A 14,258-nucleotide genomic window follows, 5' to 3' on the forward strand; every position below is an offset into this window, starting at 1 on the left:
TATAGTGTTGGTTGTAGTAGGGTCAAATATTTTAGTTAAAAAGCAACCTCATTCAAGGCTGCTTTTAACTCATACATGCTTAATAAGGCATCGGATGGTTTCTAAATATGGTGTTAATCTCACTAAGAATTTCGTCGTTTAGCGTTATGCTAAATGCGTCTATATCTTCCTTTAATTGAGCTATAGATGTTGCCCCAATAATTGAAGAAGTTACGCCATCTACTTGGTTACACCATGCTAAGGCTAGTTGTGCTGGAGTAATATTGTTTGCATGAGCCAGCTCAACATACTGCTTAGTTGCTTGCTCTGCATTGAGTGTATCTCTAAAAATACCGTTACGCTGCATGAAGGTCCAACGAGAGCCTTCTGGGCGAGCTCCATTTAGATATTTACCCGTTAATAAACCGGCTGCTAAAGGCGACCACGGTAAGTAGGCAATATCTTCGTGTACACATTGTTCTATTAAATACGGCCAGTCTTTAGCGTGCGCTAAGCTAAACTCATTTTGAATAGATACCATACGCGGTAAGTTATGCTCTTTGGCCAAACTTAAAAACTGGCTTATACCCCATGGCGTATCGTCAGATAAACCGCAGTACTTAATTTTACCTGCTTTAACACATTCATTAAGGCCTTCTAGAATATCAAGCATACTAGCTTGCTGCTCTTGTGTATTTACGTCGGTAAATTTAAGAGTGCCGGGCCATTGTCTGCCAAAGTGAGGGGTAGAGCGGTTTGGCCAATGTAGTTGATATAAATCAATGTAGTCTGTTTGAAGTCGCTTAAGTGAATCATCCACGGCTTCTATTACTGTTTGGCGAGTAATATTGCCGCCATCACGTACCCACGATAATCCATTGCCTGCAATTTTTGTAGCTAGTACCACATCGCTGCGCTTTTGCTGATTACGCGATAGCCAATTGCCAATAATTTCCTCGGTTTTACCATAGGTCTCTGGCGAAGGAGGTACAGCATACATTTCGGCTGTATCAATAAAGTTTACGCCTTGCTCTAGCGCGTAGGCTATTTGTTCATCAGCGTCGCTTTGAGTATTTTGTTTACCCCAAGTCATACTCCCTAGGCACACTCGAGATACGTTTACGCCACTGCTACCTAGTGGGTTGTATTGCATAAAAATTCCTTAACTAAATTAGTTTTGAGCATGGCTGATTAAAGCCGATAAAAGAGGCTCGGAGATTGGGGCTTTTTGCCCTGTAGTAAAATCAAACATTACAACTTTAGATGCACCCGTAGTCGTTATTGCTTTTTGTGCATGGCTGTAAACTGTGTAGTTCATGGTAAAGCGATCTGTTTTAAGATCTGTAATTGTAACGCCTACAGTGAGTGTGTCGGGAAAAGTTACTGGGCGTTTATAGCGAACGTTATTTTCGCTTATTACTGGGCCCACACCGTTTGGGCTTATTGTGTCGAACAAATTTATTTTATTTAAAAAGTCGATTCGGGCTATTTCAAAGTAACGTAAATACACTACATTATTTACGTGTTGTAGCGCATCCATATCAGCCCATGCTACGGTGATATCGGTATGAATAGGGTGCTGATCTTTAAACGTTTGCATTATTTATTGGCCCTTGATTTTTAAAGTACTTAGATTATCAACATGGTGTTACGAGCTCAAGGTAATTAATGGCATGTTTTTTTTATAAGATGATTGTACCTGTTTAATTTTAGGTCTACAGTTAAATTACACAGACACACAAAAACACACACAAAGGTAATAATATGCAGAATATAATTAATTGGTCCTTAGCTTGTTTGGTTTTTATAGCCTCTTTTACCTGTTACGCGATGGGGAATGAATCTGGCGCTATCATTTTAATGTTGGCAGGATTTTTATTTGAGGTTATGTATTGGCTACGTGGTTATAAGAGAACGGAGGACAATAAACACTTTTTTTAATCGTTAACTAGGGCCTGTTGACCTTTCAGGATTAAAATTTGTTCAATCTAGGGGCTATTTAATCGCGGCGCTAGGTTTGTGACCTAGTGGGCTAAGTAAAAACTGAGCAACAAAGAGTAAATTGCCCCTAGGCAGAACCCTTCGGGCAGCGTATGTTTGGCATTTGTGCTACGTTATCGCCTATTTATGGGGAATAACCACACTACATAGGCTCTGCCTTGCCTAAATACCAAACATACTGCTGCAAATTTAACCTCGAAAGATAAACAGGCCCTAGGCTTGCTTATCACATTTGATTCTATAATAATGACTGTATAAATAACCAGTTATTGTTGTGGTGATGAAGAAGTTTATTCACATAGACATGGATTGCTTTTATGCAGCAGTAGAAATGCGAGATAATCCAAAACTTGCATGTGTACCGCTTGCTATTGGAGGCAATAGCCGACGAGGCGTGCTCTCAACCGCTAACTATATAGCTAGAGAGTATGGCGTGCGATCGGCTATGTCGAACTATCATGCTAAACAATTATGCCCCGATTTAGTTATTGTCCCAGGGCGCATGGCTGTATATAAAGAAGCTTCAAACCAAATACGTGAAGTATTTAGCCGCTATACAAACTTAATTGAACCCCTTTCTTTAGACGAAGCCTACCTAGATGTAACAGACAGCACCGCTTGTAAAGGCAGTGCCACACTTATTGCACAGCAAATAAGAGCCGATATTTACAATGCTACAGGGCTCACTGCATCAGCTGGTATTGCACCGATTAAATTTATTGCCAAAATAGCCAGTGACGAAAATAAACCGAATGGTCAATTTGTCGTTTTGCCTGATGAGGTCGATGACTTTTTAGCGCAATTACCGCTTGGGAAAATTCCAGGAGTGGGCAAAGTAACGCTCGAAAAGCTAAATTTAAAAGGCTTATATACTGGCAAGGATGTACGTGAAAAAGGCGTTAACTGGATGCAGCAACATGTGGGTAATTTTGGTGTGTCGCTTTATCAAAAATGTGCAGGTGAGTATGTTGGTAAAGTATCCACAGATCGTATAAGAAAATCGCTGAGTGTTGAACATACCTACGAGTACAACAAAACAAGTTTGCAAGAGTGCTTAGATGAGCTGCCAAGGTTGTTAGACGAATTAGTTTTAAGGCTTAATAAACAGCAGTTACGAAACCGTATTAATAAATTGAGTGTTAAGGTGAAGTTTGCAAATTTTGTAGTGACCTCTGCCGATCAGGTATACCACGAGCTAAATACAGAAATATTTGTTCAACTACTTACTAAGGCCTACCAGCGTGGGCTACAACAGCCTGTAAGATTACTTGGCATAGGCGTTGGCATTAAAAACGAGCCAGAGCAAAACTTCCAACTTAGTATTCTCGATTAAGCTGTAAAGCCTGTAACTCCAAGTTGCCATTTATTGATAGGTTATGTGATTAGCTCATCGCTCCTTGCTGGTCTTCAATATTTAAATCGACGATAATAGGGGCTTATGTTTTCTAACAGGACCTTATTTATGGCATACCCTCAAGCGGTTAGTGCAAGCCTTGAATGCACATCTCATGATGCGCTTATTATTATTAGTAATGACTTTTCTCAGTTACCAAATAACTCATTACGTGATGCTATTTTAGCTCAAGCAAACGTAGATTCTCGCATCGGTAAGCAAGTTACTTTATTAGTAATTGAAAACAAGCGCGTTGTACTTGCGCCAACCGGTCCGTTAAATAGAGATTACGACGACGTGCGTCGTTATTTTGATGCTGCTAAATTAGCAATTAACGAAGCAAAAGCGTCGGGCAGTGTTAACCCTGCATTATTTTTAACAAATTTAAATGGCGATAGCCGTTATCAGCATGCTTTAGAAGTTGCTTATTTAGGCGCTTGCCAAGCCTTATGGCAGCCATTAGAAGCGCGTGAATATCACGGTGAAAGCATTGAACCTATTACACAGATTGGTTTAGTTGGCGCAAGCGAGCAAACTATTAAAGCTGTTAATGCAATTGCAGCAGGCCAATATGCAGCGCGTGACCTGTGTGGCACTGAACCTGAGCGTATGGCTCCCCCACGTTTTGCTGATTACTGTGTTGAATTGTTTAAAGACTCAAACATTGCAGTTGACGTAATTGATGATATTGCAGCTATTGATAAAAACTACCCAATGCTAAGTACAGTTGCTCGCGCATCGTATGCAGTTGAGCGCCATCACCCCCGTGTTGTTAAGCTTGAATATATACCAGAGGGCGAAATTACTCGCACACTTATGTTTGTAGGTAAGGGCCTTGTATACGATACAGGCGGTGCAGATTTAAAAGTAGGCGGCCATATGGCAGGCATGAGCCGTGATAAAGGCGGCGCAGCTTCTGTTGCGGGCTTTATGAAAGCCGTTGCTGATTATCAGCCTAAAGGCGTTAAAGTGGTCTCGTACTTAGCTGTTGTTCGTAACTCTATTGGCTCAGATTGTTTTGTGCCAGATGAAATTATTACTAGCCGTGAAGGTGTTCGTGTACGTATTGGTAATACCGATGCAGAAGGGCGTTTAGCAATGGGCGACCTGCTTAGCGAAATGAAAGATTTAGCTAAAGGTGAGGTTAATCCAACGTTATTTACTGTAGCTACATTAACGGGTCATGCAGCTCGCGCAATGGGTCCTTACGGTGCGTATGTTGAAAATGGTCCAGCTCGTAGTGCTGGTGTTTCACGTCAAATAGCTGACCTTGGAGATTTGTGGGCCGATGGCGCTGAAGTATCGCGTTCACGCCGTGAAGACTACGACTTTATTAAACCACGTACGCTAGCTGACGATGTTTTATCTAGCAATAACGCAGCATCTGCCGTTACTACTCGTGGACATCAGTTCCCTATGGCGTTTATGGCTATTGTTGGTGGGCTTGATAAGCACGGTAACGACTCTGCACAGCCTCTACCTTATGTTCATATGGATATAGCAGGTAGCGGTGTTGAAGGCGGTGATTGGCAGCATGGTAAGCCAACAGCTGCATCAGTAACGAGCTTGTTTGCACGTTATTGTTTGTAAGCTAAAAACTTACATGTAATAAAAAAGCCCTGTTAATTCAGGGCTTTTACATTTTATGAGAACGCTATCGATTAATCTAATTTAAAACGATTAACTACGCTCGAAAGACCTTCGCTACTTTGTTTGAGGTTATCACTGGCATCGGTAAGCTGCTTAGTATTATTTAATGATTGCTCAGTTGATTGAGATAGCTCATTAATACGCAAATTAACCTCGTCGGCAGCTTGCGTTTGTTGCTCTGTGGCACGTGCTATTTGGCTGTTCATTTCGGTAATAATTGAAACAAGTCGTTCTATTTCATTAAGTGAAGTATTGGCTGATGACGCCTGCTCTACGGTAGAAACTGAAAGTGCTTGGCTTGATTTAACTGCTTCTACTGCTGCTTTTGCACCTTCTTGTAGTTTAGTGATCATGGTTTGAATTTCGTCAGTACTTTGCCCTGTACGACTGGCCAGTGTTCTTACTTCATCTGCAACAACAGCAAATCCTCGACCATGCTCTCCTGCGCGAGCAGCTTCAATGGCAGCGTTTAATGCCAGTAAGTTTGTCTGTTCTGATATGCTTCTTATTACATCAAGCACAGAGCCTATATTATGGCTCTCGTTGGCTAAATCTTCTGTTACACGGCTGACTGTTTCAATGTTGCTTGAGAGTGTTTCTATTGCTGTAATTGTTTGCGCAACCACATTTTTACCCGTTGATGCATTTTGTGCTGCATCCTTAGCTGCTTGCTCTGCGGCTTCAGCGTTACGGCTCACATCGTGTATTTGGTGAGTCATTTGCTCCATGGCAGCTGCAACTTGGGTTGAACTATCGTTTTGAAGCTCAATAAATGAGTGGCTTGTTCTACTTGAGTCGTCAACTGTATGCGCATGTTCGCTTACATCGTTTGCACTTTGTGCTACATGAACAAGTGACTCGCGCATTTTTAGAGCAAATAAATTAAATGAACGTGATAGTTCAGATATTTCATCATTACCGGATTCATTTAATTTACGAGTTAAATCGCCTTCGCCTTGTGAAATATCTTTCATCATATCGGCCGCTAAGCGAGTTGGTATTAAAATACTCTTACCTATAAAGTAACTAAGTAAAATAACAGCAATAATCATAATTATTGCACTGATGACTATAAGGTTACGTTGCTCGCTAAATGCTTCGTCAATTGAATCAAGGTAAACACCCGAGCCAATAATCCACTGCCATTGATTAAAACCTTTAACAAATGCGATTTTTTCAACCGGTTTATCTTTACCTGGTTTTGGCCATTTATAAGGGATAAATCCCTCGCCAGAGCGTTTAACTATATTTACCATATCAACAAACAATGCTTTGCCGTCAGGGTCCTTGTTATTAGTTAAATCTTTTCCATCAAGCGCAGGTTTTATAGGGTGCATAACCATTGTTGGCTGGTAATTGTTAATCCAAAAGTAATTGGTTTTGTCGTAGCGCAGTGCTTTTATTGCATTAAGTGCTTGTGATTGAGCTTGTTGTTGAGTGAGAGTGTTATCTTGTTCAAGCGCATAATAGTGCTCGATTATACTGTACGCCGTTTCTACTACATTTTGTGTTTTTATGTATTGCTCGTCTTTTAGCGAACTATATTGATGAGTTAGGCTCGATATACTAAGTATTATTAGTCCAAATACAACGATGGCTATTAACAGTGAAAAACGCTGGGATATACTAAAACTTCGTAGATTAGGCATACATTTATCCTCAAAAAGTGTGCGCTTTAGCGCATAGAATAAGCGTAGCTAAAAAAAGAGTTTAATCTAGGCTTAACGCCTATTAATGCAAAAAAAAGGCTGATTTATCAATCAGCCTTTAGTCTGTTATTACTTTACTTGCTTATTTAACGTCAAAATGGCGATTAAAGAAGTTTGTAATTGTTTGATGTAAGTGTGTTTGCACTTGTTTACCGCGTAGGCTGTGCTTAGAGCCTGGGTAGGTCATCATTTCAAACTGTTTTTCGTTATCTTGCAGTTGTTTAAACAACTTAGTTGAATGCGTAAACAATACGTTGTCATCAGCCATTCCATGGTAAATCATTAATGGGCCTTTTAAGCCATCAGTATATGGAAATACTGCGCTGTCTTCATAGCCTTTAGCATTTGTATCGGGGTGACCTAAATAACGCTCTGTGTAATGTGTATCGTATAGAGCCCAATCGGTTACTGGAGCACCTGATACGCCGGCTTGAAAGTAATCGCCCGCTTTAAACATAGTCATAAGCGCCATGTAGCCGCCGTAGCTGTGGCCATAAACACCGATACGTTGTGGGTCAACGTAATCAAGTGTACGTAAAAACTCTACGCCTTTAATTTGATCGGCAACTTCAACCACACCTAAATGTTTATAAATAGCATCTTCAAACTTTTTACCACGGTTGTACGAACCACGGTTATCCAGTTGAAAAATTACATAACCTTGTTGCGCCATGTACTGAAAGTACAAGTTTTTACTGCGCCAGCTATTCGTCACTCGTTGAGCATGCGGGCCGCCGTATACGTTAACAATAACAGGGTGCTTTTTGCCATCAGCAATGGTGCTAGGCTTAAATAAACGGTAATGCATAACTTGACCATCATCGGCTTTAATTGTGCCGTATTCTGGTTTTGTTAAGTCGCTTAAATAAGGAGTAAGGGGGTGGCTACTATCAAGCTTATTTTCTTCAAGCCAGGTAATAAATTCACCGTTTACTTTACGAAGTGCTGCTGAGTTTGGTTTATTATCAGACGAGCTATTATCGATAAAGGTTTTATTGTCCTTTGCTAGCACAACATTGTGGTACTGACCTTTTTCGGTAATACGTTTAGAATCGCCTTTTTTAAATAAAGGCGCGCTGTATAAATGGCTTTCAAGCGGTGTATCTTTTCGACCGGCAAAATACACAATGCCTTTTTTCTCATCAATACCTTTTAAGCTATCAACAGCCCAGTCACCTGAGGTAATCTGGCGAACAAGTTGACCGTTTGTACGATACAGATATAAATGTTTAAAGCCGTCGCGCTCAGATGCCCATACAAAGTGTTTTTTGTCTTTTAAAAACTCAAGATCAAAATGTAGGTTAATCCACGTTTCGCTATTTTCGGTCAGCGCTACTTTTTGGGCTTTAGTTTCGCTGTTATAAAAACGCAGTTCTAATTTATGTTGCGAGCGATTTTGCCATTGGTACGAAAGTGTATTGCCGTCTTTTAGCCATTTAGCGCGTGCAATGTAAATGTCTTCATCTTTACCTAAATCAATCCAATCTACTTTTTGGTCGTTTAGCTTAACCACACCAAGTTGAATTTTAACATTATCGGTACCTGTAAACGGGTAGCGCTGGTTAAATAATTTAACTTCATCAGCGTAAATTTCGTTACGGATAGCTTCTTTTACAGGGGTTTCGTCAACGCGGGTATAGGCAATTTTAGTTTCATCACCTGACCACCAGTAACCTGTCATACGGCTCATTTCTTCTTGAGCAACAAATTCGGCCATGCCGTTTTTAATTACGCCGCCGCCATCTTTACTAAGCTGAATCTCTTTACCAGACTCAAGCTCTAAAGCATAAAGGTTTTGCTCTCGAATAAACGATACGTAGTTACCTTTAGGTGAAAAGCGTGCATCGGTTTCAAATGCTTCAGTGTCGGTTAGTTTTTTACTTTTATCTGAGGCTAAATCGTAATAATAAAGGTCACCATTGAGTGGGAATAAAAGTGCTTTGCCATCTTTAGACCATTTGTATTCAAGTATGCCTTTACCAAAAATACGTTGGCGTTCGCGGCGTGCTTTTTCTTCATCTGATAGGTTTTCTGGGCCTGAAAATAACTTTGCCGAATCAACTAGCACACGGTTGGTGTTATCTTTTAGATTGTATTCCCATAAATCGTAGCGGTTGTAGTCATCGCTTTTGCCTTGTAGGTAAGTTACACGGCTGCCGTCAGGCGAAAATTTAAGTTGTACAGGTGATTTACCAGAAAGGCTCGGATCGTCAAAAATTCGCTCCAGCGATAAAGGTTTTGCTTGAACACTAATAGCGCCAACCATTAACGGTATAGCTAGTGAGAGGTGTTTTATTTTTTTTAGCACAAGGTTGCCTTAGCTTATTATAAATATTGCTTTGATGGTAAAGCCAAGCGTGTGCAACTGCAACTAAATGCTATAAAGTGGCGATTATCAAAGACAAAGTAGGACATAGCAATGACTCACCCTGAATTTAAACTAGCGCCAGAACTTAAACGCGACTGTATAGAACTTGCCGATTGGCCATTGTGTAAAGTACTTTTATTGAACGACAGCTTGTATCCGTGGTTTGTATTAGTGCCTAGGCAGGCTAACTTAAAAGAGATAATTGATTTATCTGAGGATGATCAAATTGTTTATTTAAAAGAGTCAGCCAAGCTAAGTAAATTATTAATGGATGTATTTAAACCTGATAAATTAAACATAGCGGCTTTAGGTAATATGGTGCCGCAATTGCATATTCATCATATTGCGCGTTTTACGAGTGATGCTGCATGGCCTGCGCCAATATGGGGTAAACACCCAGCAGTGCCTTATACAGATCTACAAATCACAGAGCTAAAAAAAGCGCTGCAGTTTTAAGCTGCAACGCTTTTTTAGGGTTTAACTAACTAAACTTATTTAAGCCCTAGTATTTCCTTACCTTGCTTAAATGTTACATCTACAGGGATATTAGCTTTACTTAGTTTTTCTAAGTCTTTAGCAAGTTCTTCTTTAATGTCGCCATGCGTTGCAATTAGTTGATCTACTTTTTCGTAATCGCCATCACCTTGCAGAGTTAAAATTAAGCGAGAAAGCTTGGCCATTGCAATGCTCATTTTTTCCATATTAACGCGGTATAAGCCTTCTTCATTTTTAGAAAAAGCACCTTCTTGAGCAAAAAAGTTAAAGCGGATCATATTTGCTTTACCATGCGCGCTTGATGCTCCAAAACGAACTGAGCGGAATATACCTGCCATGAAGGTCGTGTAATAATCTTCAATAGTGCCTTCAGTAATTTCGCCTTTTTTAAGTAACTGTTCAATCATGTATAGACCTAAAATATCGGCTTTACCTTCTTCAAGTGCACTCGCGTGTTCTTGTAGTGATTGACGAACAGTACCTTTACCAGTAATTGTATTTTTAATACCTAAACCATGCGCTACTTCATGGAACATCGTATTGGCAAAAAATGCGTCAAAAGTAATGTGTTTACGCTGCTCTGGTACAATTAACTGCTCTGAAATTGGCACTAAAATTTTATCAAATTTAGCACGCATTGCGTTTTTAAGTTGCAGACGACGAGTTCCTTTTTCTAGCTGTACTTGCTCATCGTTTGGTAAGTTAATTGCTATTGTTTTACTACCCGCGTTTGAATGCCCAGCGTAGTAAACAACATCATATGCATTTAGGTCGGCGTCAGAGCCTGGTACTTCTTGTTTGTACTTAGCATCTACAGGTAAGCCTTTTTGAAGCTCAGGTAAAAATGCTGCAAATTTAGCTAAGCGTTCGCTCCATTTTAAATCTTTAATAAGTACGTAAGATTCATAAGCTGCGCGGTAACCAAATAATTGATCTTCATAAGTTTCAATTGGACCAATAACCACATCTACTGGGTTATTTTTCATATCCATCCAAGCAAAGTCAGATACTTGAAAGTCATCTTTTTGTAGAGCATCGGCACGCAAGTTTAGATAGTTAGCAAATTCTTTATCGTCAGCAAGTTTGCTTGCTTCACGTAAAATATCAGCGGCTTTTGCAAGCTCATCAGCGTATTCTTTTGAATAAGGCACGCTGTAAAGCTTACCTTGCTCATCACGCTTAATTACAGAATAAAGCCCTGTTTTATCTTCAACGTCTGCATTGTTTAACTCTTCTTTGGTTATATCAGCAGGGTAAAACTGTGCGCCAAGAGGTTTTTCTTTATAGCTGGATAAAAATGCTTCATCACCATTTAAACGATCCCATGGACCATAGTTAATATCAGCAAATTTACGTACTTTTTCATCGTTTAGTTTTGCTAAAAAAGCATCTTTATTTTCACCAAATGCTTGCTTCCAAAATAACTCATCCATTATTTTTGAAGCGTCAATAAGCTTTGCAACCATTGCTCGTTGATTATCGCTTAAGTGCAATAAATCACTTTGTAAGCTAAAGTCGGTGTAAATATCTAAACGTTGTTTATCTGCATTAATAAGCTTAGGGCCTGACTGTGCACTGCTTTTTTGAGCAAGCTCTACGGCTGTGTTGTCGGTAGAAGACGGCGCTTGTTCAGAACATGCGCTAAGAAAAACAACACCAGAGAGCATAATTGCTTGGCTAATTTTATTTAAGATCATTATATTGCCTGTTAAAAAGTAAGTTTAATAATTTGTACTGCTTTAGTTAAAATATTAAGTATGTACAAACGCTTCCTTATTGTGAGTGCATTAAAGCAAAACTAAATGGTAAATAGCAAGTATTTGGCGTTGTAAGGCAAGCATGAGCGGTAAAGCATTATAAATAAAAATAAACTTCTATAATTTTCTTAACTTTATCGGTAAGTTAGACAATACTAATTATATTACTAATACGAAAATTAACTGCTTGAGTTTGCAGTTACTTTACAGGCTGAACACAAAAGGATGGCAGCTTTATGTCTACAGAAAACGCTTTATTAACGATTCTAGTCGATAGAATAAATAACGATACGTTGGTTTTACCAACGCTACCTGAAGTAGCGATTAAGGTTCGCCAAGCTGCAGATAACCCAGATGTGAATTTAATCCAAATGTCAGATGTAATCTCACAAGATCCAGCGCTTTCAGCTCGTATGATAAAAGTAGCTAATAGTGCGATTATGGGACGTTCTGTAAAAGTATCTAATTTACAACAGGCAGTGACTCGTATTGGATTACGTCAAATTAAAAACATTGCTACAGCTATGGCTATGGAACAATTATTTGTATCAAATAATGAGCTAATTAAAGGCTACATGGGTAAGGCATGGCAAAAAACATTAACCGTTGCTAGCCATTCAATATCACTCATGGAGTTTTATTTAAAAAATAGTAAGCACACGTCACTAAATCGTGATTCTATTACACTCGCCGCACTTGTTTATAATATTGGTGTATTACCAATTTTAACTGAAGCTGAGCGCCACCCAGAGGTATTTGCTAATCCAAGCTTTTTGGCTCATGCAATTCAAAAGCTGAGTGGAAAAATTGGCTCATCTATTATGCAAGCGTGGGAATTCCCTAAAGAGTTTGTTGATGTAGCTCAGAGCTGGGCTGACCCAAGTTACAAACCTGAAAAAGTAAGTTACGTGGATTTTATTCGAGTAGGGGCTATTTTAGAGGGCACGTTACAAGTTTCTGATAAGTCGGCAGCGCTGCAAACGTATATAGACAAAGGCGTTATACCGTCTATGCAGCTATTCACAAGTGATGAGTACAACGACATGCTAAAAGATGTGAAAAACATGTTTAGCTAAAAGTGCCTTCCTACACAACCAAAAAGGGTTAACTTGCGTTAACCCTTTTTTAGTTTTATTTTTCGGTGGTATTTTCTGTTTTAGTTTTTTCGTATCGCTTTATTCCTGCTACCCATGTTTGCAGTACGTTTGTTTTGTATATCTCCTCAACAGGTACTTTAAAGTAGTCTTTATCAATTAAAATAAAGTCGGCCCATTTACCTTTTTCTAAACTACCCACCTTAAATTCTTGATGAGCTGCATAGGCGCCACCGAGAGTAAATGCACGTAATGCATCTTCGCGGCTTAGTACTTCACTTGCTCGCCAGCCGTTTCCCGGTAGTTTGTTATGATCCATGCGTGTAATGGCTGAATACAAACCATCAAATGGATTTGCAAGCTCTACAGGGTAATCAGAGCCCGCTGCAACAACCGAACCTTGCTGTAAAAATGTTTGCCACGCGTAGGCGCCGCTTAGTTGTTTTTCAGTTAAACGCTGCTCTGCCATATGCATATCAGAAGTGGCATGCACCGGCTGCATTGAAGGGATTATTTTTAACGCTTTAAAGCGAGGGATATCATCAGGGGTTACAATTTGGGCGTGCTCTATTCGGTTTCGCAGTAATATACCGCCCGTTTTTTTAAACACATTTTGATAGGCATCAAGTACTACTTTATTTGCTTTGTCGCCAATGGCGTGAGTATTTGCGCTAAAGCCGCTTTTAAAGCTTTGTGTAAAGAGTGCTTCGAGTTTCTCTTGCGTTTCAAGCATTAAACCATGGTGACCAGGTCTGTCTGCATATTCTTCAATAAGTGCTGCACCACGAGAGCCCAGTGCGCCATCGGCGTAAACTTTAACACTGCGAATTTCCATAAAGTCATTTTTGTCGTGGTATCGGCCTGCCTTTAACATTGTGTCTAAATCAGGGCTTGCACCACTTAACATTGCCACAATACGTAGTGGTAAATTACCAAGGTCGCCGCGCTCTTTATAAACCTCCCATGTGGTTTTATCAATACCTGCATCGTGAGTAGAGGTAATGCCTAAACTTAATAAATGTTTACCTGCTGCATCAAGTGAGTCACTTATATCTTGTTTTGAAGGGGCTGGCATATGCTGGGTAATTAGCGATTCTGCTTTGTCTACAAAAATACCCATAGGATTGCCAAATTCGTCTTTAATTATCTCACCGCCTTCAGGTGCTTTTGTTTGGGCGGTAATACCTGCAAGTTCGAGCGCTTTTGAATTAACCCAAATGGCATGGCTATCAACTCGAGAAAGCACCACAGGTCGATCGCTCACTACTTTGTCTAAATCTTTAGCCGTAGGAAAGCGTGTATCAGACCAAAGCTCTTGGTTCCAACCTCGCCCTATAATCCAACCTTGTTTGTTATCGGCAAATACTTTTAGTTTATTCGTTACTTCATCAACCGATTTTGCACCGCGTACATCAAGTTGCGATAAATTATCGCCAAGGCCAATAACGTGCCCATGAGCATCAATTAAGCCTGGTAATAAGGTATTACCGTGCGCGTCAATAAGCTTGGCATCTGGGTAGCTATCTTTAAGTGTATCGCTACCTAGTTTTACTACCTTGCCATTTTTAATAACGAGGGTAGTAAACTGCTGTACTTCACCTTGGTATAAAGGGGTATAACCATTTGCGTTATAAATTACTTTTGTTTGTGCAAGAGTGTAACTAGAACTAGCGCAAAGGCTGGCTAGTATGAGTGGTTTGATTATTTTTTTGAGCGACATGGTTACTTAATTTTTATTGTTAATTTACTTACATTAACAAACTTGATTTTATAATACCAATGAATTGATAGACCTCATTTCAAGGTTTTTCT

The 14,258-nt window shown here is 39.7% G+C and carries 10 protein-coding genes; 4 read left to right on the forward strand and 6 right to left on the reverse strand.

Annotated features, from left to right (window positions below):
* Window positions 1-79: 79 nt before the first annotated feature.
* Together H5118_RS02295 and H5118_RS02300 are read right to left on the reverse strand one after the other, a co-directional pair.
* Window positions 80-1,132 (reverse strand): aldo/keto reductase, encoded by a 1,053-nt coding sequence (locus H5118_RS02295; RefSeq protein ID WP_182747646.1) that lies wholly within the window; start codon window positions 1,130-1,132, stop codon window positions 80-82.
* A gap of 18 nt (window positions 1,133-1,150) precedes the next feature.
* Window positions 1,151-1,579: a thioesterase family protein gene (locus H5118_RS02300; RefSeq protein ID WP_002958095.1), complete on the reverse strand. Its 429-nt coding sequence runs from the start codon at window positions 1,577-1,579 to the stop codon at window positions 1,151-1,153.
* Between the two features lie 681 nt (window positions 1,580-2,260).
* Here H5118_RS02300 and dinB point away from each other — a divergent pair.
* Together dinB and H5118_RS02310 are read left to right on the forward strand one after the other, a co-directional pair.
* A complete protein-coding gene (gene dinB / locus H5118_RS02305; RefSeq protein ID WP_182695735.1) occupies window positions 2,261-3,313 on the forward strand; it encodes a DNA polymerase IV in 1,053 nt (350 codons plus the stop codon).
* Window positions 3,314-3,442: 129 nt separating this feature from the next.
* Entirely contained in the window at window positions 3,443-4,963 is a 1,521-nt protein-coding gene (locus H5118_RS02310) for a leucyl aminopeptidase family protein (RefSeq protein WP_182747647.1), read from the forward strand.
* Window positions 4,964-5,034: 71 nt separating this feature from the next.
* Here the strand turns inward: H5118_RS02310 and H5118_RS02315 are convergent, their stop codons facing one another.
* Together H5118_RS02315 and H5118_RS02320 are read right to left on the reverse strand one after the other, a co-directional pair.
* On the reverse strand, window positions 5,035-6,672 hold the full coding sequence (locus H5118_RS02315) for a methyl-accepting chemotaxis protein (protein WP_154903475.1): 1,638 nt from the start codon (window positions 6,670-6,672) through the stop codon (window positions 5,035-5,037).
* A gap of 142 nt (window positions 6,673-6,814) precedes the next feature.
* Complete coding sequence (locus H5118_RS02320) at window positions 6,815-9,040, reverse strand: S9 family peptidase (RefSeq protein WP_182747649.1); 2,226 nt, start codon at window positions 9,038-9,040, stop codon at window positions 6,815-6,817.
* A 111-nt stretch (window positions 9,041-9,151) separates the two neighbouring features.
* Here H5118_RS02320 and H5118_RS02325 point away from each other — a divergent pair, with 111 nt between their 5' ends.
* A complete protein-coding gene (locus tag H5118_RS02325; RefSeq protein WP_024597591.1) occupies window positions 9,152-9,556 on the forward strand; it encodes an HIT domain-containing protein in 405 nt (134 codons plus the stop codon).
* A gap of 35 nt (window positions 9,557-9,591) precedes the next feature.
* Here H5118_RS02325 and H5118_RS02330 read toward each other — a convergent pair whose 3' ends face one another.
* A complete protein-coding gene (locus H5118_RS02330) occupies window positions 9,592-11,292 on the reverse strand; it encodes a dipeptidyl-peptidase 3 family protein (RefSeq protein ID WP_182747651.1) in 1,701 nt (566 codons plus the stop codon).
* Window positions 11,293-11,588: 296 nt separating this feature from the next.
* Between H5118_RS02330 and H5118_RS02335 the strand changes: the two genes are divergently transcribed.
* Window positions 11,589-12,428, forward strand: coding sequence for an HDOD domain-containing protein (locus tag H5118_RS02335; RefSeq protein WP_002961652.1), 840 nt, complete (start codon window positions 11,589-11,591; stop codon window positions 12,426-12,428).
* Window positions 12,429-12,483: 55 nt separating this feature from the next.
* Here H5118_RS02335 and H5118_RS02340 read toward each other — a convergent pair whose 3' ends face one another.
* Window positions 12,484-14,166, reverse strand: a complete 1,683-nt coding sequence (locus tag H5118_RS02340; protein ID WP_182747653.1) for an amidohydrolase — start codon at window positions 14,164-14,166, stop codon at window positions 12,484-12,486.
* Window positions 14,167-14,258: the final 92 nt, after the last annotated feature.

The sequence above is a fragment of the Pseudoalteromonas sp. SR41-1 genome (genome assembly GCF_014164015.1).
Classification (GTDB): domain Bacteria; phylum Pseudomonadota; class Gammaproteobacteria; order Enterobacterales; family Alteromonadaceae; genus Pseudoalteromonas; species Pseudoalteromonas distincta.

Bases quoted from the DNA above. Each gene is read 5' to 3' on its own strand.
- H5118_RS02335 (WP_002961652.1), top strand. From the start codon at position 11,589: ATGTCTACAGAAAACGCTTTATTAACGATTCTAGTCGATAGAATAAAT.
- H5118_RS02310 (WP_182747647.1), top strand. From the start codon at position 3,443: ATGGCATACCCTCAAGCGGTTAGTGCAAGCCTTGAATGCACATCTCAT.
- H5118_RS02330 (WP_182747651.1), bottom strand. From the start codon at position 11,292: ATGATCTTAAATAAAATTAGCCAAGCAATTATGCTCTCTGGTGTTGTT.
- H5118_RS02300 (WP_002958095.1), bottom strand. From the start codon at position 1,579: ATGCAAACGTTTAAAGATCAGCACCCTATTCATACCGATATCACCGTA.
- H5118_RS02295 (WP_182747646.1), bottom strand. From the start codon at position 1,132: ATGCAATACAACCCACTAGGTAGCAGTGGCGTAAACGTATCTCGAGTG.
- H5118_RS02340 (WP_182747653.1), bottom strand. From the start codon at position 14,166: ATGTCGCTCAAAAAAATAATCAAACCACTCATACTAGCCAGCCTTTGC.
- H5118_RS02315 (WP_154903475.1), bottom strand. From the start codon at position 6,672: ATGCCTAATCTACGAAGTTTTAGTATATCCCAGCGTTTTTCACTGTTA.
- dinB (WP_182695735.1), top strand. From the start codon at position 2,261: ATGAAGAAGTTTATTCACATAGACATGGATTGCTTTTATGCAGCAGTA.
- H5118_RS02325 (WP_024597591.1), top strand. From the start codon at position 9,152: ATGACTCACCCTGAATTTAAACTAGCGCCAGAACTTAAACGCGACTGT.